Source organism: Chitinophaga niastensis (assembly GCF_003014755.1).
Classification (GTDB): Bacteria; Bacteroidota; Bacteroidia; order Chitinophagales; family Chitinophagaceae; genus Chitinophaga; species Chitinophaga niastensis.
Genome location: NZ_PYAW01000001.1, coordinates 131,097 through 157,703, shown reverse-complemented (window position 1 = coordinate 157,703; position 26,607 = coordinate 131,097). Strand labels below are relative to the sequence as shown.

Annotated in this window: 8 protein-coding genes; all 8 read left to right on the top strand. The window is 45.0% G+C overall.

Annotated features, from left to right (window positions below; genetic code table 11):
* Positions 1–140 precede the first annotated feature (140 nt).
* The 8 genes from CLV51_RS00650 (at position 141) to CLV51_RS00615 (ending at position 26,598) form a co-directional block, all read left to right on the top strand.
* Positions 141–2,339: an alkaline phosphatase family protein gene (locus CLV51_RS00650; protein ID WP_106526084.1), complete on the top strand. Its 2,199-nt coding sequence runs from the start codon at positions 141–143 to the stop codon at positions 2,337–2,339.
* Between the two features lie 150 nt (positions 2,340–2,489).
* Positions 2,490–4,250, top strand: a complete 1,761-nt coding sequence (locus tag CLV51_RS00645; protein ID WP_106526083.1) for an ABC transporter ATP-binding protein — start codon at positions 2,490–2,492, stop codon at positions 4,248–4,250.
* A gap of 357 nt (positions 4,251–4,607) precedes the next feature.
* On the top strand, positions 4,608–5,750 hold the full coding sequence (gene atpB, locus CLV51_RS00640; protein WP_245898582.1) for a F0F1 ATP synthase subunit A: 1,143 nt from the start codon (positions 4,608–4,610) through the stop codon (positions 5,748–5,750).
* Between the two features lie 77 nt (positions 5,751–5,827).
* Complete coding sequence (gene atpE / locus CLV51_RS00635; protein WP_079471016.1) at positions 5,828–6,085, top strand: ATP synthase F0 subunit C; 258 nt, start codon at positions 5,828–5,830, stop codon at positions 6,083–6,085.
* Positions 6,086–6,232: 147 nt separating this feature from the next.
* Positions 6,233–6,727 (top strand): F0F1 ATP synthase subunit B, encoded by a 495-nt coding sequence (gene atpF / locus CLV51_RS00630; RefSeq protein WP_106526082.1) that lies wholly within the window; start codon positions 6,233–6,235, stop codon positions 6,725–6,727.
* Positions 6,728–6,797: 70 nt separating this feature from the next.
* Entirely contained in the window at positions 6,798–7,358 is a 561-nt protein-coding gene (gene atpH, locus CLV51_RS00625) for an ATP synthase F1 subunit delta (protein WP_106526081.1), read from the top strand.
* An 82-nt stretch (positions 7,359–7,440) separates the two neighbouring features.
* Positions 7,441–9,018, top strand: a complete 1,578-nt coding sequence (gene atpA / locus CLV51_RS00620) for a F0F1 ATP synthase subunit alpha (RefSeq protein WP_106526080.1) — start codon at positions 7,441–7,443, stop codon at positions 9,016–9,018.
* A 381-nt stretch (positions 9,019–9,399) separates the two neighbouring features.
* Positions 9,400–26,598, top strand: coding sequence for a T9SS type B sorting domain-containing protein (locus CLV51_RS00615; protein WP_106526079.1), 17,199 nt, complete (start codon positions 9,400–9,402; stop codon positions 26,596–26,598).
* Positions 26,599–26,607 lie beyond the last annotated feature (9 nt).

Sequence of the window (26,607 nt, the reverse complement as noted above, 5' to 3'; positions counted from 1 at the left end):
GTTTCCAGGAATAGATCACTTACAGAATAGAAATATTATATATATTTCGCCTTTAAAAAGAAAAGCTAACGTCGAAATCAGGGCAACATGGATATTTTGGTTGTAAATTTGCTATCTGGTCCACGTGAAATACACTTAGTATGAGAAGATTTTTTATAATGTTATTGCTGGTTGCTTTTTCAGTTAGTCTGGTACGGGCACAAAATAGTCACATACAAATTCCGATTACCAGGCAGGGATTTCATGACAACATCGACAAGGAGCAGGCAGCTGCCGATAAATTTGATGGTAAAGCAGATGATCTGGTAAAAGTATCAGAAGATCAAACGATCAATTTACAGGTAACCAACGCCTTACTCAAAGAAGTTGATGATATGCAGGTAGAAATTGAGCGCGATTCCGCGCTGGATCATCGGCTTAAAGTAAAATATCTCTCCGGCATCTATGTAATGCTGAAAGATTATAACCAGAAGCGTGCACACCACAATATTGACCCGGAAGAAGCTCCCGCTATGATACAGGCGTACCGCAATATGATGCATGCAGATGTTAAAGGACAAAGCATTTTGCCTTATATTCAGCACCTCTCATTTGATGCCTCCGAAAAAATCATTGAACTATTCAGAGATAACTCCGGCTACAAAGAGGCCAGGGGAGTGGTGTTTACCAAATATGCTTTCAGTAACCTCGAAACAGTGATGCCTAAATTGAGTCAATACCTGAATTATCCGGCTACAGATTCTATTATAGCAGCAGTGGCCCGTAAATATCCAAATCAGATCCTGACTTACGCTACTTCTTATACATCCATGGCTACTGCTATTAAGCGCAACCAGGACCCCATTGTGCAGCAGATTGTACGCATCGGACAGTCTGAGCAAAGCACTAAAATTCTTCCCTTTATAGACGAACTGCTGGCAGGTACCACTACCGTGGAAAAGCTGGAGAAGATTGTGGATAACGACTATCAGTATTACAAGCAGATGGTAAAGTCTACCATTGCCTTGCAGAAGCTGAAAAACGAAGGACAAAGTCCATATGGTCTGAAGGCCATGATGGAAAATATGCAGGCTAAATCACTGCTGTATATCCGCGATGTGAACGATCTGCATGAAGAGCCTGCCCCTGTACGTTTCGCCAGTGTAAAAAACTTTACCCCGGAAGAACTCTACTATCTCATTATCAATGGTCAGGAAGAATTATATACTTCCAGCTACACTAATCATAACAATGCCGGTTTATATGATCAGATGATGATCCGCATGAAACCGCCCCGGGGTGATAGTTTACTGATGATGGTGAACTTTGACCGGTTCAAGAAATTCATTGCTATGGCTGCCGGCTTCAATACGCTGGATAATTTCCTGAAGTCTATGGCACCGGAAAACTCCAACTACCTCATGCAGAAGTACGTGCAGAACCTGGAGAAAACAGAAGATCTGGAAGATGCGGTAGATGTGGCTAATTCCTTTGGCAGCATCCGTGATGAAAAGTTGCTGAACTTCCTTCGTGAAGAAGTAAAAAATAACCTGGCATATGTGAAAAAACATAAGGATACGCGTGGTACCGTAATTTACCAGTTGCTGAGTAGTTTGTTTGAAACAGCCTCCAAAGATGAAAACGATTCTTCCAAAGCATCAGATATGTCGGTCAAGTTCCAGTTGCCACCGGTTAACTACGTAGCTTACAATACGCTGGAAAGTGATAGTGGTAAGGTGTTTCAGCAAGTGTTTTTTTATGGGGATAAAGACGGACAGGAGTCTTTCTCCAGCTTTATGACCAACTTTCCGTCTTCTGAATGGAAGGTAAGCAAGAACAAGTACTGGGCTACTATTTCCTCTACAAAAGGCAAGCCGACTACTATTTATGCGAATTTGCCGATAGATGAACCGGGTGATAAGGAAGCTATCTCCAAACTGTCTGAATACCTGGATGAAAATGATATTCACCCTACGATCTTTATTCACCGTGGACACAGTTATCATATCAATACCACCCTGGATAACCTGCAAAGTTCTGCGAAAATAGTGTTGTTGGGCTCCTGCGGAGGTTATCATAACCTGTCTGTAGTACTGGGAAAATCGCCGGAAGCACATATCATTTCCTCCAAACAGGTGGGTACCCGTTTTGTAAATGAACCCATCATTCATAGCCTGGAAGATGTAGTTCGTTCCGGTAAAAATGTGGACTGGGTGATCATGTGGGCGCAGCTGACTAAAAGGTTTGCTCCTGATGCACGCAACAAGGAGCTTTTCAGTGATTATGTGCCACCGCATAAAAACCTCGGAGCCATATTCATCAAGGCTTACAAGCAGATCATAAAAGACGAAAAGAAATAATTACGAATTGCGAATTACGATTTACGAACAGAAGAGAGTGATAGCAGCGGATAACTTTCGCTAAAATCACTCGCTTCTGTTCGTAAATCGCAATTCGCAATTCGTAATTATTTTTACCGTAGGTTTGTTATGTAGTTTAAACCTGGCACATTGGAAAATCTGGCGGTAAAGAAAGTATTTGATTTTAGTTTATTACGGCGCATATTCTCGTTCGCTGCTCCCTACAAACGTTCCTTCTACATTTCCATGATATTAACGGTGGTATTGGCGGTGATATCGCCTATGCGGCCTTATCTTATCCAGGTAACTGTAGATAAGTACATCGCGAATCAGCTTATGCGAATGCTGCTGCTGGTTACTGTTGTGCAAATAGGATTGCTGGTACTGGAAACTATTGTACGTTTCTTCTTTTCTTATCTCACCAACTGGCTGGGACAATCGGTAGTAAAGGATTTGCGGGTAACTGTGTATAAGAAGGTAGTGCACCTGAACCTGGCTTTTTTTGATAAAACACCTATCGGTACGCTTACCACCAGAACGATCAATGATATTGAAGCCATCAATGATGTTTTTTCCGAAGGCATCATTTCCATTGTGGCAGATTTGCTGATGATCATCGCTATCCTGGTAGTGATGTTTATTGAAGACTGGCGCCTGACGTTGATCAGCTTGTCGCCTTTCCCCATCCTGATTTTTGCCACCTATATTTTTAAAGAGAGCGTAAACAAATCTTTTTACAGGGTACGTAATGCAGTATCCGCATTGAATGCCTTTGTGCAGGAGCATATTACCGGTATGGTGGTAGTGCAGGCTTTTACTTCCGAGAAAAGAGAATTTGCCCGTTTTAAGCATATCAACAAAGAACACCGTAAAGCCAATATCGACGCCATCTTCGCCTATTCTGTATTTTTTCCGGTAGTGGAAATTATACTGGCGATCTCACTGGGGCTAATGGTATGGTGGGGCGCCAATAAAGTATTGAATTACGAAGTAACCCAGGGGGTGATGATTGCTTTTATCATGTACCTGAATATGTTGTTTCGTCCGCTGCGTATGCTGGCAGATAAGTTTAATACCCTGCAAATGGGTATGGTGGCCAGTGAGCGCGTGTTCAAGGTACTGGATAACGAAGATTATATTCCCGACAGAGGTCATCAGCCGGCAAATAATATGCAGGGGGCGATCACTTTTGACCAGGTATATTTTGCGTATGTAGATGACCGTTATGTATTGAAAAATATCAGTTTTCATGCAAAGCCAGGAGATACCGTGGCTATTGTAGGGCATACCGGTTCGGGTAAAACCACCATCATCAGTATCCTTAACCGGTTGTATGAAATTCAGAAAGGGAGTATTAAGATTGATGATATTGAGTTGCCCGCCTATTCTCTGGAAGCTTTACGAAGCAAGATAGGCGTGGTATTGCAGGATGTATTCCTGTTTTCAGGTTCTATTTATGACAACATCACACTGCATAATAGTAATATCAGCAGGGCACAGGTAGAGGAAGCCTCCCGGCTGATAGGTATTCATGATTTTATTATGCAACTGCCAGGTGGCTACGATTACCAGGTAATGGAACGGGGCAGCACCTTATCGCTCGGGCAGCGGCAGCTGATTTCGTTTGTACGGGCATTGCTGTATAACCCGGCTATTCTGATCCTTGATGAGGCTACTTCGTCTGTAGATACAGAGTCGGAGATGATGATCCAACACGCCATTGATAAGCTGATTGCGGATCGTACAGCCATTATTATTGCCCACCGTTTGTCTACCATCAGTAAGGCAGATAAAATCATTGTGCTGGATAAGGGAGAGATAAAGGAGATGGGTACACACGAAGAATTACTGCGACTGGAAGGGTTTTATTATAGGTTGCATAGTATGCAATTTAACGTCAGCAAGGTGTAGTGCCTCGTTTTGTATTGTATAGCAGACACTTTAAAACTAATTGTAATAAATCTACTGCACCATCCACATTTAAGGAACTGGAAACTTTTTTTAACGGGATTATTAAAGCGGAGCAAAAATATCTTTCTTTCAAATGATGAAAATATTAATATGAGATAGTTACAAGAGGCGGTTGATTTCAACCGCCTTTTTATCCCTAAAAACGAATCTCGTTTTCATTATAAACAATTGATTATCAATATAATTACAATATATCCTTCTTTTTTTTCGAAGTCGCTTAATTTTGAAGATAAAAACGAGTATCTTTGCGCAAAATTTCAGAAAACGGTGATTTCTTTCAATTGGTTCAAACATAGAATGGTAGCTCTTGTGATGGTCTTAGGCCTTCACAGTTTTAGTAATTTTTCTTATGCGGAGGAACATGTAACAGGAGAGCCTGCTACAGCGCAGGCTTCTACCGCAGAAGAGCCAAAGAAATTTGATGTTAAAGAAGTGATTTTCGGTCACGTAAAGGATGCACATGACTGGCACCTGTTCAGTATAGGTGAAACACATGTAACAATTCCTTTACCTGTGATTATCTACAATCCTACCCGGGGTACTTCCGTATTTTCTTCTTCGGCGTTTCATCACGGACATGAATCTCATGATGGTTATCGCCTGATAAATGGCGACTATGTGAAGGAAAAAGGATTGGATCCTGCTAAATTTCCTGATCAGAAAGTGATTGCAGTAGATGCCAATGATAATCCTACCGGTGTGGAGATCTACGATCTTTCCATGACGAAGAACATTACATCCATGTTGATTGCCGCAATTTTGCTGGTGGTACTCATGCTGAATGTAGCGAAGGCTTACAAAATCCGTGGTGCTAAAAAAGCGCCTAAAGGTTTCCAGGGCCTGGTAGAGCCAGTGATTATTTTTATGCGTGATGAGGTAGTTAAACCTAACATTCCTGGTAAACACGCAGCGAGGTATACTCCTTTTATTCTGACTATATTCTTTTTTATACTTATCAATAACCTGCTTGGCTTGTTACCTGGTTCTGCCAACGTAACCGGTAACCTGGCTGTAACATCAGCACTGGCAATCATCAGCTTTATCGCTACGATGCTCAGTACCAACAAACATTTCTGGGGTCATATTTTTAATCCTCCTGTTCCATTAGGTGTTAAGTTTATCCTGGCGCCGGTAGAGTTGATCGGTGTGTTTACCAAACCGGTATCACTGATGATCAGGTTGTTTGCCAACATCCTGGCGGGCCACATTATCATTTTGAGTATTATATCCCTGGTGTTTATATTTGGTTCATTGAACAAGGTAGCTGGTTACGGCTTCCTGCCTGTTACTGTGCTGTTCAACATTGTAATGATGATGCTGGAATTGCTGGTAGCATTTATCCAGGCATTCATCTTTGCTAACCTGACCGCTGTATTTATTGGTCAGGCGATGGAAGGTGGTCATGACCATGATCATGAGCATGAAAAGGCACACCACTAAGCTTTGGTATTTTACAAAAAGCGGAATGCCCAACTTTTTTGATTAGAAATTTTTTATAATTCAAATACATATTCATTATGGCACTTTTGTCTATTTTATTGCAGGCTGCTGCTGCATCTGGCTTGGCTAAAGCTGGTGGTGCTGTTGGTGCTGGTATCGCTGCTATTGCTGCTGGTATTGGTGTAGGTAACATCGGTAAGAGCGCGCTGGAGTCTATCGCTCGTCAACCAGAAGCTGCTAACGACATCCGTGCAAACATGATCCTGGCTGCTGCGCTGGTAGAGGGTGTTGCCCTTTTCGGTGTAATCGCAGGTCTGTTGGCGGTAGTTCTGTAGGCCAAACTTCTTACTGCATCCGGCGCACAGGGCAATGGATGCAGTAATCTTTATTTTGGTGTTTTATTATTCAGAGATTTTTCATCATCTAATCTCTCAATAGCTTTCTTGAAATCAGTAATAACAAAATAATAAAATTCTAATTATATGGATCTGTTGCAACCCGCGTTAGGCTTGTTTCTTATTTCATTATTCATTTTCATCGTCGTTTTCCTCATCCTGAAAAAATTTGCATGGACTCCCATCCTCGCTGTTTTGAAAGAAAGGGAATCTTCTATCACAGAATCCATTGCTACTGCAGAAAGAGTGAAGGACGAAATGGCGCAGATGAAAGCAGAACATGAACATGTGCTGGCGGAAGCTAAAGCTGAAAGAAGCAAGATCCTGAAAGAAGCAAAAGACGCAAAAGACATGATCATCAGCGAAGCCAAGGTACAAGCCCAGGCAGAAGCTAAAAAGATCATCAGCGAAGCTTACACCGCTATCGAAAACCAGAAAATGGCTGCGTTAACGGATGTGAAAAACCAGGTAGGTAATCTCGTTATCGAAGTAGCAGAAAAAGTGCTCAGAAGAGAACTGGTTGATAAAACAGCACAGGAAAGTTTTGTGAAACAACTCGCAGGAGAAATCAAATTGAACTAAGATATTAGCTGTTAGTTATTAGCTGTGAGCAGCTAAAGGCTAAAGGCTAAAAGCTAAAAGCTTTTTTATTATGCAGAATCCCCGTTTAGCATCCCGGTATGCAAAATCATTGATAGATCTGGCTCAGGAACTGAACCAGCTGGAAGTGGTGCATACTGACATGCTGTTCTTACAACAGGTGATGAAAAGCAACCCCGATGTGGTGAGTTTGCTTAAAAGCCCGATCATTAAGGCAGATAAAAAGCAAAAGATATTGGCAGCAGTGCTGGCTGGTCGTGTAGGTACTACCTCCATCACTTTTTTGAACCTGTTGGTAAGCAAAGGCCGCGAAAGTGTGCTGCCTCAGATTGCCACTGAATTTTCACGCCAGTACATGGTGCTGAAAAATATCAGCCCGGTGAAAATCACTACCGCTGTTGCAATAGATGCTGCTACACTCGATGTTATTAAACAGAAAATAGCCAGCGAAAGCACACAACAAATCCAACTGGAAGCTGCTGTAAACGCAGATCTGATTGGTGGTTTTGTACTGGAAGCAAACGATCAGCTGTTTGATGCTTCTATATTGCGTGATCTGAAAGACATTAAACAACAGTTTAACAAGAATATTTACGTATCTGATATACGTTAATAAATACAGCAGCCGCTGCGTACACGCAAAGCTGTTGTCGTTATACTAAATTTATCTAACGACTTTTTTTAAAATCATAATTATGGTTGATATTAAACCTGATGAAATTTCGGCGATATTACGCCAGCAGTTAAGCAACTTCAATGCTTCTGCCGACCTGGAAGAGGTGGGTACTGTATTGCAGGTGGGTGATGGTATTGCCCGCATATACGGTTTAGGTAATGTGGGTTATGGTGAGCTAGTTGAATTTAGCAACGGTGTAAAAGCTATCGCACTGAACCTGGAAGAAGATAACGTGGGTGTGGTATTGATGGGTCAGTCAGCAGGTATTAAAGAAGGTGATAAAGTACGTCGTACCAAAAAGATCGCTTCCATTAACGTGGGCGAAGGTGTGGTAGGCCGTGTAATCAATACACTGGGTAATCCTATTGATGGTAAAGGTCCGATTAAAGGTGAACTGTATGAAATGCCACTGGAGCGTAAAGCGCCAGGTGTACTGTACCGTGAGCCGGTAAAGGAACCACTGCAAACAGGTGTAAAAGCGATCGATGCTATGATCCCTGTTGGTCGTGGTCAGCGTGAGCTGGTGATTGGTGACCGTCAGACTGGTAAAACAGCCATCTGCATTGACACTATCATCAACCAGAAAGAATTTTACGAAGCAGGTAAACCTGTTTATTGCATATACGTAGCGATTGGTCAGAAAGCATCCACTGTTGCCGGTGTAATGAAAACATTACAGGAAGCAGGTGCTATGGCTTATACTACTATCGTTGCTGCTAACGCTGCTGATCCTGCTCCATTGCAGTTCTACGCTCCGTTTGCCGGTGCTGCGATTGGTGAATTTTTCCGTGACTCAGGTCGCCCTGCACTGATCGTTTATGATGATCTGTCCAAACAGGCAGTTGCTTACCGTGAGGTATCCCTGTTGCTGAAACGTCCTCCGGGTCGTGAAGCATACCCTGGTGACGTATTCTACTTGCATAGCCGTTTACTCGAGCGTGCTGCAAAAATCATCAGCAATGATGCCATTGCACAGCAGATGAACGACTTACCAGAGTCTATCAGACACCTGGTAAAAGGTGGTGGTTCCCTGACAGCTTTGCCTATCATCGAAACACAGGCGAGTGACGTATCTGCTTACATTCCTACAAACGTGATCTCCATTACCGATGGTCAGATCTTCCTGGAAGGTAACCTGTTCAACGCTGGTATCCGTCCGGCGATCAACGTGGGTATCTCTGTAAGCCGTGTAGGTGGTAACGCACAGATCAAATCCATGAAAAAAGTTTCTGGTACCCTGAAACTCGATCAGGCACAATACCGTGAAATGGAGGCTTTCTCCAAATTCGGTGGTGACCTGGATGCTGCTACCAAAGCAGTTATCGACAAAGGTGCCCGTAACGTGGAGATCCTGAAACAAGCACAGTTCAGCCCGTACGCTGTAGAAAAACAGGTAGCCATGATTTACCTGGGTACTAATGGTTTGCTGCGTGATGTTCCTGTAAAACAAGTACGTGCTTTTGAAGAAGCGTTCCTGAATGAAATGCAGGTGCGTTTACCAGAAGTACTGGCTGAGTTCAAAAAAGGTAACCTGCCGGAAGATGGCATCAAGAAAATGGTTACACTGGCAAATGAACTGAAACCAAGATTTGCATAAGCAATTCCTTTATTGCTAAAAATATAGAAGGGCTTTACCAGTAAATGGTAAAGCCCTTTTTTTGTTTTATCCTTTTTGCAGATAACTGATTTTTATTTTATTATTATACTTTATAATATATAAGATTTTCAATCTGTGAGATATTTTTTCTTCATTATTTTGTTATTTATTTAACAGTCTGCTATACATTTGCTGAAGTTATAACCTCGCTCAACCGCATAAGGGTAATTTTAATCCTGTTCATAACCTTCTTCTTTTTAGTGAACATATCAGTCAGTTATTGTCTCTTATAATTGTTTCAGTTGTCATGTGCCCCTGACTTTGTGCCGGAATAGTACGCTATTGTTTTATACGTCTGTTTAGTTGTTAAAACCATTTTGCATGGGTGTAAGTTTACTCTCTGTTTCCGCAGTGAAATGCGTATGCAGGACTACTATCCTTATCGTTTGTTCCTGTTTTGTTTTTAATGTAGTCCACGCACAGTTTACGATTACGCAGGATTTTAAAAGTAATTCGCAGGGAAATACTACCCTGGGAGGGGCTGCCAAGCTTACTTCCGGTACTATAGATCCCGCGGGGCAGGGATGGCTGAGACTTACAGAAGATTTGAACAACCAGGTAGGCTATGCTTTTGTTAACCAGGGATTTCCATCTACATTAGGAGTCCTGATGGATTTTGAATATGTATCCTGGAGAGCTACTTCTGCTGCCGGCGCAGATGGTTTTTCTGTTTTTCTGTTTGATGATATAATAAACAGTACCACCTTCAGTCTTGGGGCAAGGGGAGGAAGTCTTGGATATGCACAATCTACCAGTACCAGCAATACAGGGCTGCGTGGTGGTTACGTTGGTGTGGGAATAGATGAATATGGTAACTACTCCAACTGTAGTGATGGAAAAAGTGGGGGACAGACTGCAAATTGCGGTACCCTGTTCACTAATTTTATTTCTGCCAGAGGTCCAGCACCCACCTATAGCTATATTGGCGGAACCAATGTAGGTACCTCTCTGGATTATGATGTAGCCACAACTGTAAGACCAACACCAACACAATTTTATCGCCGGGTGCAGATAATCCTTACCCCCAACGGACTCGGGCAATTTGTGTTAGTGGTAAAATCTACCACTACACCGGGAGGAGCACTCAGTACCTTGTTTGGCCCTATCACCATTACTTCTCCACCACCTGCCAGGCTTAAACTGGGATTTGCTGCTTCTACAGGTGGAGCTGTTAATAAACATGAAGTAAGAAATCTGATCATTACCACGCCTGGTAATATCAGGACCCAGAAGCTGGTAAACAAACCGGTAGCCAGGGTAGGAGACCAGCTTGTCTATACCGTTAATGTATACAATGAAACAGCATCTATAGTTAACGGACTACCACTGACAGATCTGTTTACACCAAACAATGGTTTTAATATCACCAATGTAGTTTTCAGCGGAACAGTAGGTAACTCCGCTACCGGCTATACAAGTACAAGTTTATCCAACGCTACTTTAGCCATGCAGGCTAACAGTGTTTCTACTTTTACAGTAACCGGAACGGTTACCGGCATGCCACCTAACGGGGTACTTACCAATACTGCTTATGTGAATCCCATTCCAACCGGTATAAGTGATGGAGATCCTACCAATGATACATCAAGGGTCAGTACACAGATTATAGCGCCGGATCTGGCCATTGCCAAAACGCATAGTGGCAAATTGAGGAAAGGATTGAGTGGTACTTATACGATCAGTGTGAACAATGTGGGGACTAATACCAAACCCATGTTGAGTACCGTAACAGTGCAGGATGTAGTGCCTGCCGGCCTCACAGCGGGTACTCCAACCGGTACCGGCTGGACATTCTCCGGCACCGGTAATAACATTACTGCCACCAGAACGGATTCACTGGCGCCGGGTGCTACGTATCCGCCCATCAATATCCCGGTCACAGTGGCATCCAATGCTCCCGACAGTATTACCAATACAGCTACTGTTACCAATGAATATGAGGCCAATACAGCCAATAATACCGCAAAAGATGCAATAGATACCCGCCGCAATATGGACCTGCAGGTGGTATCGCTTGTAATGCCACCAGGTAAACTCGGATGTTTGAATGTACCATACCAGGTACAGGTGAACATCCGGAATAATGGTCCTGATTCTGCTGTGAATGGTCGTTTTAATTTCAGTGTGCCAACTGCCCTGAATAATATTTCTCTCGTCAGCAGAACTATCACAGGGGGCTCAGGTTCCTTTGGTGCCGGCAGTTCTGTGAGTACTACCGGTTATGTTGATTCTGTAACGCTTACCAGCGGCAGTTCTGCCAGGTATATTTTTTCAGTGATAGTTACTTCACCTGCACCTGCTACGCTGGCCATTGCACAGGCGAGTTTGCTGCGTTCTGCCACAGACCTGGATATAGATGCCTCTGATCCTCTCATTTCCATACCAACTGATCCTCTACACGAATGTGATGCCCCTCCTTCAGGAGGCGGCTGTAATAACATTTTGCGGGACACTACTTTTGTGAGTGGAGGCGTATCTACTTCCAATGCAGGTCCTGACCAGATTTTGTGCGGAGTAACAAATGCCACATTAGCAGCTACTGCTCCAACATCAGGTACAGGTGCATGGACAGAAGTATCAGGCCCTAATACAGCTGTCATTAACAATGCAGCAGTAGCCAATACAGGTATCAGCGGCCTGATAGCCGGTACTTACACATTTGTATGGACCGTGAGTAACGGAGGATGTGCCCCCTCTACTGATACCATGCTCATTAAGCTGAGCGCATTGCCTACTGTAGCCAACGCGGGGCCGGATCAAAGTCCCTGTAACGTAACCACAGCTACGTTGGCCGGAAATACGCCTGTAACAGGCACTGGTGGCTGGCATCAGATCAGTGGGCCTAATAGCGCGGTGTTTGCAGATACAACATTGTCCAATACCGGTATCAGTGGGCTGGTAGCGGGTAGTTATAATTTTGTGTGGACGATTCGTAATGGTACCTGTCCACCCTTTATGGACACAGTACAGATAAATGTAAGCCCGGTGCCAACTGTTGCCAATGCAGGTCAGGATCAGCAATTGTGTAATGCTACCACAACCACACTGTCGGGCAATACACCTGCAGCAGGTACGGGTACCTGGTCGCAGATAGCAGGTCCCAATACACTTACGTTTGTAAATGCAGCATTGCCCAATACTGCTGTGCAGAACCTGGTACCAGGTATTTATTCCCTGGTATGGACTATCAGCAGTGGCACCTGCCCGGTATCAACAGATACTATGCAGCTCCAGGTATATGCCCAGCCGGATGCTGCTAATGCCGGTCCGGATCAGACGAAGAATAATAACGGGCAGTTTACAATGAATGCCAATGCGCCGGTAAGTGGTACAGGAACATGGGCGCAGGTGAGCGGCAGTGCAGTTATTGCTGCGCCTTCCAATCCTAATACGCTGGTTACATTGCAGCCCAATACAACAGCAGTACTTACCTGGACTATCTCCAATGGAAATTGTACTTCCAGTGTAGATACAGTGGTATTGAAATATGTACGGCAAGCCGATCTTAAAATCACTAAGTCAGATGCGGGCAACAGCTATAAGACTAATAGTCCGTTGAATTATACAATTACTGTTGAAAACCTGGGACCAACAGATGTATATGGTTTTACCCTGCAGGATGTATTACCCGCGCAGTTGGTGAATCCTTCCTGGTCATCTGTTGTAACCGGTACCAATGTGGCATTAAGGCCTGTATCCGGTACCGGTAGTACCATCAATGCAAATGGTGATATTCCTTTCGCTCCAGGCAACAAGATAGTGATCAATGTTACCGGTAATGTAGCTGCTACGGCTGTAGGAGGAACTAATATCAGTAATACAGCTACCGTCAGCACACCGGCAGATATTCCGGATCCTGTACAGGGAAATAATACTTCCTCAGTAACAGGGGTGGTGCCTAACAATCCACCGGTAGCAGTGAACGACAATTTTACCACGCTAAGAGATGTACCGGTAAGTGGTAATGTGTTGACGAATGATAGTGATCCGGAAAACCAGCCACTAACGGTAACGACTACACCGGTGACACCTCCTGCATTTGGAACAGTAGTGCAAAACGCTGATGGAACATTCACCTATACGCCGTCACCTGGTTTTATTGGTGGGGATTCCTATGTATACCAGGTGTGCGATAATCAGGGCGCCTGTTCCCAGGCAACGGTAAATATCACTATTACCCAGGGCAGGGCTGATCTTAATATTACCAAAATAGCTACGCCTGCTACCGCTACGGCAGGCGCTCCACTTACTTATACGCTTACAGTTACTAATAATGGGCCTTCTACCATACATGCTTCGGAAACATTTGTAGTAGTGGATACTTTGCCTAATGGCTTCGTTGCAAATACCTATACACCATCAGCAGGTACTTATGCGAGTGCAAGCGGTAACTGGACCGGCGTAAACCTCGCGCCCGGAGGTTCTGTCACACTGACCATTGCAGGTCAGGTAGCTGCGCAGTTTACCGGTACTAGCTTAACTAATGCTGCAAGTGCCACCCCTCCTGCCGCAGTGCCTGATCCTACACCGGCAACTACCACACTGGTAACTCCGGTAAACAAATCAGTAGAAGTGGTAGTCACTAAAACAGATAATACCACTACCTATACAGCGGGGACCAACACACAATACAAGATCACTATTATTAATAACGGGCCATCCTCGCTGACCGGCGCCACTTTCCTGGATCCGCTTCCGGCAGGGATTACTACTGCTTCCTGGACAGCTGCTACTCCTGGAGGAGGCCAGTCCAAGGATTCGGGTTCAGGACCTATTAACCAGCCAATGAATTTGCCGGCAGGTAGTCAGATCGTATATACCTTAACGTTAGCAATACCGTCAAACTATACCGGACCACTGACCAATACTGCCAGTATCGTTATTCCACCCGGATACAATAATATTAATCCTGCAGGCAATACAGCTACGGATACGGATACACCTAATCCGCAATCTGCTATTGTTATTACTAAAACAGGACCAGCAAGTGCAACAGCTGGTACACCTATCAGTTACCAGTTGAAAATTGTTAACAACGGGCCTTCGGATGTAACGGGTGTTACTATTGCTGATCAATTACCATCAGTAATACAAAACCCTGTATGGTCAGTTACCACTGCCGGCACTGCTACCGCCAGTGTTTCCAATGGCAACGGCGCTGTTAATTTCACGGCTGGTCTGCCGGCAGGTGCAGGCAATATCATCACCGTGAATATTAGCGGAACGATAGATCCTGCTGCTGTTGGTAGTTTGGCTAACACAGCGGCTGCTACAGTGACCGGACAGCCACCTGTTTTTTCCAATACCATTAATACTGTATTACAGAATACAACAGGTCTAACGCTGATCAAGCAGGGACCTGCTACCGGCCGTATTGCAGCTGGTCAGCCGATCAGTTATCTGCTTAAACTGACGAATGCCGGTCCTTCAAATGCCAATGGTATAATACTGTCAGATGTAGTGCCGGCTGCCATCACAAATACTACCTGGTCCTTAACAACAGCCGGAGGGGCTTCGCTGGGAACAGGTGCTCCTGCAAGCGGTACAGGTAATAATATCAGTACTGTTGTAAATATTCCGGCAGGACTGGCGAATGTAGTGACGGTGCAGATCAATGGTAGTGTTATTTCATCTGCAACAGATACTTTATTAAATACTGCTACAGCACAGCTGCCCGGAGATACTACCGTAACTGCATTCAATAAAACAGTGGTAGATAACCAGCCAGGTTTACAGATCGTGAAAGCAGGACCTGCTTCTGCTGATGCAGGCAGTAATATCACTTATACGATTACTGTTAATAACAGCGGCCCTTCAGATGCTTTGCAGGCGGTTATTTCAGATGTAGTGGGGCCAACCACGATGACAAATGTCAGCTGGATAGCCACTGCTGCTGGTAATGCTGTCATCAACAGTGGGGCTAACGGTAATGGCAATACGTTATCTGTTAACGCGAATATTCCAGCCGGCAGTAGCAATAGTGTTACTATTACAGTGCAGGGTACTATTCGTCCGGGTGCAGCAGGAAATATCCGTAATGTGGCATCTGTGGCGGTTAACGGACAACAGCCTGTTACTTCCAATGAGGTGATTACACAGATCAGAAATAATCCCGGACTGGCGCTGACCAAGAGTGGACCCGTGAATGGAACTGCCGGAGGTACTATGTTATATCTTATTAAGATTACCAATAGCGGACCATCAGATGCATTACATGCTTTATTACTGGACACAATTTCAACTGTTGTGCAGAACCCGGGAATCACAGCAATCCCTCATGGTAGTGCTACCGTTTCTTCTAGTCAGGTTGTTAACGGAGTGGCACAGGTAATAGGAGATATACCGGCGGGAGATTCCAATTCTATTGATGTTTTCATTGCAGGAAAAATAAATCCAACTTTCACGGGCCAGGTCAGGAACCAGGCGTTTATAAGTACAGATGGTGGTCCGGTAATCAGCTCCGGTGTTGTGATCACAAATATTGTTAGTACGCCTAAATTAATAGTAGATAAGAGCGGTCCGGATACAGCTGTAGCCGGACAAGAGATCACGTATACTGTAACAGCTAATAATATAGGATTATCTGATGCAATAAATGCGATTATACAGGATACTGTTGCTGCTAACTTATCAAATGTTAAATGGAGAGCAATTGCAGTAAGTGGTGCAAGCCTGGTGAGCGGTGCGAGTGGTAGCGGTAACATTATTACCGTAACAGGGAATATACCGGCAGGTAAACAACCGTATGTCATTATCTCCGTAACAGGTACTATTACCCCGGCTTTCACCGGAGATCTGACCAATTTTGCTACCGGTACCGTTAACGGCAGTACACCGGCAATATCAGATACAGTAATCACACATGTTATCAGCAAACCGGCATTGCAGATCACTAAAACAGCACCTGCTACTATTTCTGCCGGCGATCATATCCGGTATACATTACAGGTGACCAATGCAGGACCTTCTGATGCGGTGAATGTTAATATTATGGACAGTGTTAATGCCGTGGTGCAGGGAAGCAGCTGGACATCTCTTACAGCGGGAGGAGCTTCCATTATTTCCGGTGCTACAGGAAGCACCAATAATGTAACGGTTACAGCGAATATACCGGCGGGTACCGGAAGTGTTACCATTTTTGTAGATGGTACTGTAAACCCGGCCATATCCGGAACACTTAATAACCAGGCTACCGCAGCGGTTACCGGTGCACCAACGGTAACCGCCACCGCATCTACTATTATAACAAATGATCCGTTGATAAGTGTCAGCAAAACAGGACCAACACAGGCGAAGGCAGGAGATCAGATCAGTTATACGCTGGTAGTAACCAATTATGGCAAGTCGGATGCACATAATGTGCTCATACAGGATATTGTTCCATCGCAGATAACAAATGTTACGTGGTCTACCAACTTAATCGGTAATGGTAATATTATCAGTGGCGGAACGGGTACTGGTAATAATGTTTCCCTACATGCAAATCTGAATGCAAGTACCGCTAATCATATATTCGTTACCGTTACAGGCACAATAGCGCCGAACTTTACCGGTACGCTGATGAATACATCGGCTGCTTTTGTGAACAATAAGGATACCAGCCGCAGTGATACCGTAATAACGAATGTGATCAATGCACCGGGTATACAGGTAGTGAAATCCGCACCCGATACCTTGTTTGCCGGAAGTAATATTGTTTATACCATTACCACTACCAACATCGGACCTTCAGATGCTCCGAATGTTACCATTACTGATGCCATCCCTGCCTTCGTCAGGAATGTAACATGGTCGGCGGTAGCAACGGGATCAGCTACCGTACAGTCAGGAAGCGGTACCGGAAGTAATGTAATGCTTACCGGCGGTATTCCTGCCGGAGCCGGTAACGTGATTACGCTTACCATTACAGGAACAGTAGATCCATCCTTCACTGGTGATATTCCTAATGTGGCACTTGCTACAGCAGCCGGACAAACGCCGGTTACATCCAATCAAACGCTGACTCATATTATAAAGAAGACCGCATTATCGGTAATAAAATCAGCCCCTTCCCAGGAGGCGGCTGGTCAAAGTATTATCTATCTCATCAATTTAAGTAATAATGGGCCTTCTGATGCGCCGGGTGTGAACTTCACCGATACGGTTCCTGCGGCTATAAAGAATGTTACCTGGACGGCCGTTAAGCTTGGCGGAGCCACTGTTATCAGTGGAGGTTCCGGTAGCGGCAACCAGATTGCTGTTACAGGAAATATTCCTGCAGGCGTTAAGGTTAATAATATTATAGTAACTGTAAAAGGCGTGATAGATCCTGCCTTTACAGGCAGCTTACTGCAGAATATTGCTTATGCATCTTCCCCTGATCAGCCAATACCGGTAAAGGATACAGCAGTGACGAAGGTACTGGTTCAATCATTGCTGAAATTTAGTAAAAGTGGTCCTAGCAGACTGTTTGCCGGAGAGCCGGTTACATATACCATTCATTTGCAAAACGGCGGCCCATCCGATGCCCGTAACGTAACTATCGGGGATGTACTGGATCCGGCGATCCTGAATCCTGCATGGACGGCAGTAGCGACAGGTGTTGGTACCAGCGTTAATGTAAATAATGGCACCGGCAATGTGAGTGTAATTGGTAATATACCCGCAGGGCAGGGACATGATATTGATATAACGGTAACGGGTATACTTAGCCCTGATTTTACGGGTGATAGTATTTCGAATAGTGCTGTAGCGGGTATTCCGGGACAACAACCTGTGGTATCTACAGTTAATACCGTGGTAAGCCGCAGAGCCAATCTGCGTGTGGTAAAGAGCGGACCAGGTACTGCTGCTGCCGGTGAAAAAATCAGTTATACTATCACGGTCACCAATCAGGGCCCTTCCAATGTAAAAGGATTATCTGTTTCAGATATCATTCCGTCCAACATTCTGCAACCGGTATGGACTGCTGTTGCCAGTGGTACAAACAGTTCCGTATCTGCTGCAAGTGGTACCGGAAATATAAATCTGACAGGAAATCTTCCTGCCGGCTCAACTAACAATATCACTATTGTTGTGAATGGTACTATTGATCCGGCAACAGTAAATGGTTCCAATATTATTAATACTGTCACTGTTACACCGCCTGCTAACCTGGAAAACGGCAACCCTGTTACATCAACAGTGGTTACTGCTGTACATAAGGAAGCTGACCTGGTAATAGTGAAGTCCGGTCCAGCCAACATTGCAGCAGGACAAAATATTACTTACGAACTGTTGATCACCAACAGGGGAATTTCTGATGTAACCAATGCAGCTATCCATGATTCGGTACCGGCAAGTATTACTATCAATAATGTGAGTGTTACTTCCACTGGCAGCGCCAGTACAACAACACCGGTTGTTACAGGTAATAACATTGCGCTGAATGCTAATATTGCCGGAGGCCCCGGTAACAGCATTACGGTAACAATAACTGGCATGGTGGATCCTGCTGCTGCAACCGGTTCTATTACCAATACAGCTACTGTAACAGCACCTGTTGATGTAACGGAAACTGTTCCTGCCAATAATACCAGCAGTATAAGTACCAATATCACAACTGATCTTGGCCTGCAGATTTCCAAGTCCGGACCAGCCAGTGTTAATGTATTGGATAAGATTACATACAATATCGTATTAACGAATTCAGGTATTTCTGATGCGGGTGAAGTTACCATTACAGATGTAGTACCTGTTGATATCAGTGGCGTTGTATGGACAGCCTCCGCGACGGGTAATGCACAGGTATTTACAACAGGAGGAAGTGGTAATAATATCAGTTTAATAGCCAGGGTTGGAGGTAGCAATTCAGGTACCGTTACCATTACGGTTACCGGTACAGTACGGGTGAATGCAGCTAATACAATTGTGAATACAGTTGCAGCTGTGTCCGGAGGCACAAAGACCAGCACTGTAACGACTTCTGTAAATAAGTCTGTGGACCTGCGGATTAATAAAACAGCACCTGCCGCTATGGCTGCCGGTGAAGCAATCACGTATGTGGTAACAGTAAATAATGGCGGACCTGCAGATGCCACCGGCGCAACTATAAATGATGTAATCCCGGCAGATGTGCAGCAGGTTAGCTGGACAGCTACAGCGGCAAATGGAGCCACTGTTTTGCCAGCCAGTGGTAGTAGCAGTAATGTTTCATTAACAGCAGATATTCCTGCCAACACTGGTATCGTTACGCTTACAGTGAAAGGCATTGTGAATCCGGCTTTCAGTGGCACGCTTATCAATACAGCTACAGCGGTGCCGGCAATAGGAATAATAGATCCAAGACCTGCAACAGTAACGGTGAATACAGTCGTAACAGCCGTTCCGGGCCTGTCTGTGGTGAAGTCCGGACCTGCACAGGTAATTGCCGGTGATACGATGAGCTATATGCTGGAAATACGCAACAATGGTCCATCTGCTGCTACCGGTGTAAATATTAAAGACACCATTCCTGGTGCAATAAATACCACCACCTGGTCTGCCGTTGCCAACAATGCCATCATTACCAATCCTGGCACAGGTAGTGGAAATATAATAGCCATTATTGCTGACATACCGGTAGGTGGTGTTATTACAGTAAATGTAGCCGGTAAAACCGATCCTGCATTTGAAGGCAGCATGATCAACAGGGCGGTGATTAATGGAAACGGACAAACAGTTGTAAGTAATGACGTGCGCACATTGGTGCAAAATAAACCTGGTCTTACTATACATAAATCCGGTCCGGGGAAAGCAGCGGCCGGTGCACAGATTTCCTATGCTATTACACTTGGTAATAATGGTCTTTCTTCAGCAGCAGGGGTGACCGTAAGTGACCTGTTGCCGGTTGACCTGAAAAATGCAGTATGGTCTGCTACTGCCGGTGGTGGCGCTGTGATAACGGGCGGTAATATTGTTAACCGGCCGGGCAATGTGAGCTTCAAAGCAGATATACCCGCAGGAAGTGGTAATACTATTCTTGTCAATATAAATGGTACGGTGAATGCAGCAGCTATCGGTACCTTAACCAATGTGGCTACTGTTACACCTGTGAATGGTGCGCCAATGGCAGATACTGTAGTTACACAATTGACTACGCAAACAGGTCTGCGACTGGTGAAAGCTGCGCCGGACACTGCTGTAGCGGGAACTACCATTACCTATACCGTTGATGTGTATAATGATGGTCCTTCTGATGCAGTGAAGGTAAATATAGCTGATGTATTGCCTGCACAGCTGAAAGCAACAGTATGGTCTGCAACAGCAGCAGGTGCTGCTACTGTAGAAGGAGGAAATCTGCAACAACAATCAGGTAATGTCAGCTTCACCGGTAATATTCCTGCGGGCGCCGGAAATGTGATTCATGTAGTGATTACAGGTACCTTACTTCCATCATATACAGGACCTGTAAATAACCAGGCAACGGCTACTGCCGGAGGTACAAATTATGTATCCAATAAAGTAGTAACGCAGGTGGTTGGCAAACCGGGATTACGTCTTGTTAAATCCGGCCCTGCTACAGCTATTGCGGGAGGAACTATTAGTTACAGTATTATCTTAAGTAATGATGGTCCTTCAGATGCAGTGAATATTACAGTGAATGACCTGTTGCCGGCAGCATTGCAAAATACGCTGTGGTCAGCTAAGATGTCCGGCACAGCAATTATACCGGGTGGAAATATTACAGATCATCCGGGAAATGTAAATCTGATAGCCAGCGTTCCGGCAGGAGCAGGTAATCGTATAGTCATTGACGTGAGTGGTACCATTAACCCTGCCTTCTCAGGTAACATTACCAACATTGCCAGCTATACCATCAATAGTGTCACCACCAACACACCGCCAGTGGTTACAGTTGTTAATCAGCAGGCAGCATTGCATATCAGCAAATCTGCTCCTGATACTATATCTGCCGGCAGTACCATCAGGTATACTTTACTGGTATCCAATAATGGCCCATCAGATGCGAATAATATTACGATCGGTGATGTGGTACCGGCAACTATACAAAATGTAACATGGAATGCACAGCCTACCGGTGCTGTCATTAATGGTGCAAATAGCGGAACAGGTAATAACATTAGTATCAGTGCCAATATTCCGGCCGGTGAGCAGCATAATGTACTGGTAACGATTTCAGGCACTATTGCATCAGGTATTACCGGAGTTGTACAAAATAGTGCATCTGTAAGTTTCAATGGAAAGATAGTAGCCGGAGATTCTGTGAATACGCATATTATTAACAGACCTGGTGTGCAATTCTCCAAAGCTGGTCCGCGCAATGCTATAGCCGGTAGCATTATCAACTATACAATAAGTCTTGAAAATACAGGTCCGTCAGATCTTGTAAATGGAATGATATCAGACCAGGTGCCTGCGCAGATCCAGGATGTAAGCTGGACTATTACAACACAGGGTAGCGCTACATTGCCGACAGGTACACCTGTTTCCGGCATTGGTAACCAGATTGCCTTCAATGCAAATGTTCCGGCCGGACCAGGTAATGGAGTGGAAGTAGCTGTATCAGGAAGAATTGATCCTCAGTTCACAGGCAGCTTTACAAATATAGCACAAGCTAAAGATGAGAATGGAAAGGTATATACCTCCAGCGTAAACACTATCGTCAGCAATCAGTCTTTATTGACTGTGGAAAAAATTGGCCCTGACAGTGTGAACGCAGGCAATGGTATCAGTTATGTAATCACGGCCACTAACCAGGGACCTTCTGATGCAAATGGTATTACTATTACAGACCTGGTACCTGCCGGTGTAACAAAGGTAACCTGGACCGCAGTGACCTCAGGAAATGCACAGATAACAGGCCCCGTTTCCGGTGTGGGCAATAATATATCTGTTGGCGGAAATATTGCAGCTGGTACGCAGAATAAAATACAGATAACAATTAACGGAGTAGTCGCACCGGATGCCGCCGCTGGTGTGATAACTAATACGGCTACACTGAAAAAGACAGATGGAACTACAGTGACATCTCCACCGGTTAGTACAGTTATCCATAGTATTGCAGTACTTAATATAACGAAGGTAGCACCGGCAACAGCCAATGCAGGAGATAGTTTGCGTTATAATATCACATTGGCTAATAATGGCCCTTCGGATGCAAGGAACATACAGATCACCGACATCGTTTCTGATACGCTTGTGGGGGTAAGATGGACAGCCACTGCCGCCGGAGCAGCACAGATTATCGGATCATCTGAAGGTAATGGTAAAAATGTTACCCTGAAAGCTAATATCCCTGCGGGTTCAGGCAATGTAATCCAGCTGTGGATCATTGGTAAGATCAATCCTGATTTCGCGGGTACTATCACCAATACTGCCAGGGTAACAGATTCCAGTGGGAAGATATACAATGCAGCTGCTACTACAGCCGTAAGCAGCAAGCCATCGCTGAGCATTACTAAAACCAGTGTAGCCCAGGTGAATATGGGCGATACCATCCATTATGTAATCATCGCATCCAATGGTGGTCCGTCTGATGCCGCAGGGGTAAATATTACAGATATGGTGCCGGCTGTTATTGCCAATGTAAGCTGGACAGCTACCGCTAATGGTACTTCACAGATAGTGGGTGCATCAACAGGTACCGGTAATAATGTATTGGTGAAAAGTAATATCAATGCAGGAAGTGCAAACACTGTACAGGTAAATATCATGGGAGTGGTACCTGCCAATACTACCGCCACTTCCCTGACTAATATCGCTGTACTGAAACCAGGTACCGGAGATTCTATTCCGACTCCACCAGTCATCACAGTAGTAACGAAGAAACCATCTGTTCATATCGTGAAACAGGCCCCAGCAGTTGCTATTGCAGGTGATAGCCTGAAGTATACGATCACCGTTACTAACGACGGCCCATCTGATGCTACCGGTGTACAGATTCGTGATATGGTATCAGATACGCTTACAGGAGTAAGCTGGAGCGCTACAGCGAGTGGCAATGCACAGGTAACAGGACCTACTAACGGCAACGGCAATACGGTAACGCTGAGTGGCAACATTGCCGCAGGTGCAGGCAATGCGATTAACATACAGATCAGTGGTAAGATCAATCCAGGTTTCGCCGGCAGGATCACCAATACGGCCGGTGCAACGGATGCCAATAACAACACTGTTACTTCAACAGCCACTACGCAGGTAAGCAGCAAACCATTGCTGAGTATTACCAAAACCAGTTCCGGCCCGGTCAATGCCGGCGATACGATCCATTATGTCATCATCGCATCCAATGCGGGTCCATCTGATGCCGCAGGGGTAAATATTACAGATATGGTGCCGGCTGTTATTACCAATGTAAGCTGGACTGCTACCGCCAATGGTACCTCACAGATAGTGGGCGCGTCAACAGGTACCGGTAATAATGTATTGGTGAAGAGTAATATCAATGCAGGAAGTGGAAACACGGTACAGGTAAATATCACTGGTGTGGTACCTGCCAATGCTACCGTCACTTCCCTGACTAATATCGCTGTGCTGAAACCAGGCACCGGAGATTCAATTCCGACTCCACCAGTCATCACAGTAGTAACGAAGAAACCATCTGTTCATATCGTGAAACAGGCAGCAGCTACGGCTATTGCAGGTGATAGTCTGAAGTATATCATCACTGTTACTAACGACGGCCCTTCTGATGCCACAGATGTGGCGATCAATGACGTGGTGCCTGCTACACTCAGCGGTGTTAGCTGGGTGGCTACAACAGGCGGTAATGCACAAATAACAGGTGCTGCCAGCGGTAATGGAAATAATGTGACGTTGCATGCGAACATTCCAGCGGGCGCCAATAATACGGTGAACCTGCAGATCATCGGAAAAATAGATCCATCATTTACCGGAACAATTAACAACCAGGCCACCGCCATAACAAATGAGGTGAGTGTTTCCTCTAATACTACCGCCACCATTGTAAGCAGCAAACCATTGCTGAGCATTACTAAAACCAGTTTCGGCCCGGTCAATGCCGGCGATACGATCCATTATGTAATCATCGCATCCAATGCTGGCTCATCTGATGCCGCAGGGGTGAATATTACAGATATGGTGCCGGCAGTTATTACTAATGTAAGCTGGACAGCTACCGCTAACGGTACTTCACAGATAGTGGGCGCATCAACAGGTACCGGTAATAATGTATTGGTGAAAAGTAATATCAATGTAGGAAGTGGAAACACGGTACAGGTAAATATCACCGGTGTGGTACCTGCCAATACTACCGTCACTTCCCTGACTAATATCGCTGTGCTGAAACCAGGTACCGGAGATTCTATTCCGACTCCACCAGTCATCACAGTAGTAACGAAGAAACCATCTGTTCATATCGTAAAACAGGCCCCAGCTACGGCTATTGCAGGTGATAGTCTAAGGTATATCATCACCGTTACTAACGACGGGCCATCTGATGCCACAGATGTGGCGATCAGTGATGTGGTGCCTGCTACCCTCGCCGGCGTAAGCTGGATGGCTACTACAGGCGGTAATGCGCAAATAACAGGTGCTGCCAGTGGTACTGGAAATAATGTGATGTTACATGCGAACATTCCAGCGGGTGCCAATAATACGGTGAACCTGCAGATCACCGGAAAAATAGATCCATCATTTACCGGAACTATTAATAACCAGGCCACCGCCATAACAAATGAGGTGAGTGTTTCCTCCAATACTACCGCCACTATTGTAAGCAGTAAACCATCGCTGAGCATTACCAAAACCAGCTCCGGCCCGGTCAATGCCGGCGATACGATCCATTATGTCATCATCGCATCCAATGGTGGTCCGTCTGATGCCGCAGGGGTAAATATTACAGATATGGTGCCGGCAGTTATTACTAATGTAAGCTGGACTGCTACCGCTAATGGTACTTCACAGATAGTGGGTGCGTCAACAGGTACCGGTAACAATGTATTGGTGAAGAGTAATATCAATGCAGGAAGTGCAAACATTGTACAGGTAAACATCACTGGTGTGGTACCTGCCAATACTACCGCCACTTCCCTGACTAATATCGCTGTGCTGAAACCAGGCACCGGAGATTCAATTCCGACTCCACCAGTCATCACAGTAGTAACGAAGAAATCAATTTTACATATCGTAAAACAGGCACTAGCAGCAGCTATTGCAGGTGATAGCCTAAGGTATATCATCACTGTTACTAACGACGGGCCATCTGATGCCACAGATGTGGCGATCAATGATGTGGTACCTGCTACCCTCGCCGGTGTGAGCTGGATGGCTACAACAGGCGGTAATGCACAAATAACAGGTGCTGCCAGCGGTACTGGAAATAATGTGACGTTGCATGCGAACATTCCAGCGGGTGCCAATAATACGGTGAACCTGCAAATCACCGGCAAAATAGATCCGTCATTTACAGGAACTATTAATAACCAGGCCACCGCCATAACAAATGAGGTGAGTGTTTCCTCCAATACCACTACCACCACAATAACAAGAATGACCGATCTGCAAATCAGTAAAGCCGGTCCGTCTGAACTCAGTGACGGTGATTCTGTTACTTATGTACTCAATGCAAGTAATAACGGTCCTGCTAACGGAGATGGTGCTGTTATTACGGATGTACTGCCAGCTGGTATACAGGGCGCTTATGCAGTAGTATTATCTGCTACAGGTGGTGCTGCCGGAATACAGATGACCATAAATGGCAATACTGTGAAAATAACGGCGGGTGTCTTCCCGGCTGGTGCAGCAATACGTATAGGCATTACCGGTAGAGTATCAGGTGTTGGGCAATTAGTTAACCAGGCGCTTATTGAAGTGCCGGCTGGTGCAACAGATCCGGATCTTAGTAATAATAGCAGCGGGAAGGTGGTTACAAAGGTGAATGCAGGTCCTAATATTAAATCAGCGGATGTACAGCTCCGGAAAGCATTAACAACCACTACGCCGTTGCAGACAGGTGGTAAAGCAAATTTTGTTATCACCGTAAATAACGCCGGACCTGATACCGCCATGGCTGTTATGATCGTCGATACATTAAAAAATAACCTGGATGTAATAGGTGGTATAACCACCAGTATAGGCGCTGTACAGTATAATCCTGTTACCAGAATACTGGTATGGACCATTGATCAGCTCACCGTAACGCAAACGGCTACACTGAATATGACCACTCGCATCATCGCTAATGGTACGGTAGTAAATGCTGCCAGCGTAACGGCTGCTACCAGCGATCCTGATGCGTCTAATAACAGGGCTGTTACCAAAGAAGTGACGGTTACCGGAGATGATATTTTTATACCAAACGTCATCACACCAAACGGAGATGGTAAGAATGATAAGTTCGTAGTGCCCGGTATCTCCCAGCATCCGAACTCGTCTTTATTTATCTATAACCGTTGGGGTAACCAGGTATATCAATCTAAGAATTACCAGAATGAATGGGATGGAAGTGGTTTAAGTGAAGGGACTTATTACTATGTGTTAAAACTGCAAACAGCAGGCGGTGAAAAAATTTATAAGGGATGGATTGAATTGTTGAGATAGCAGAGATGT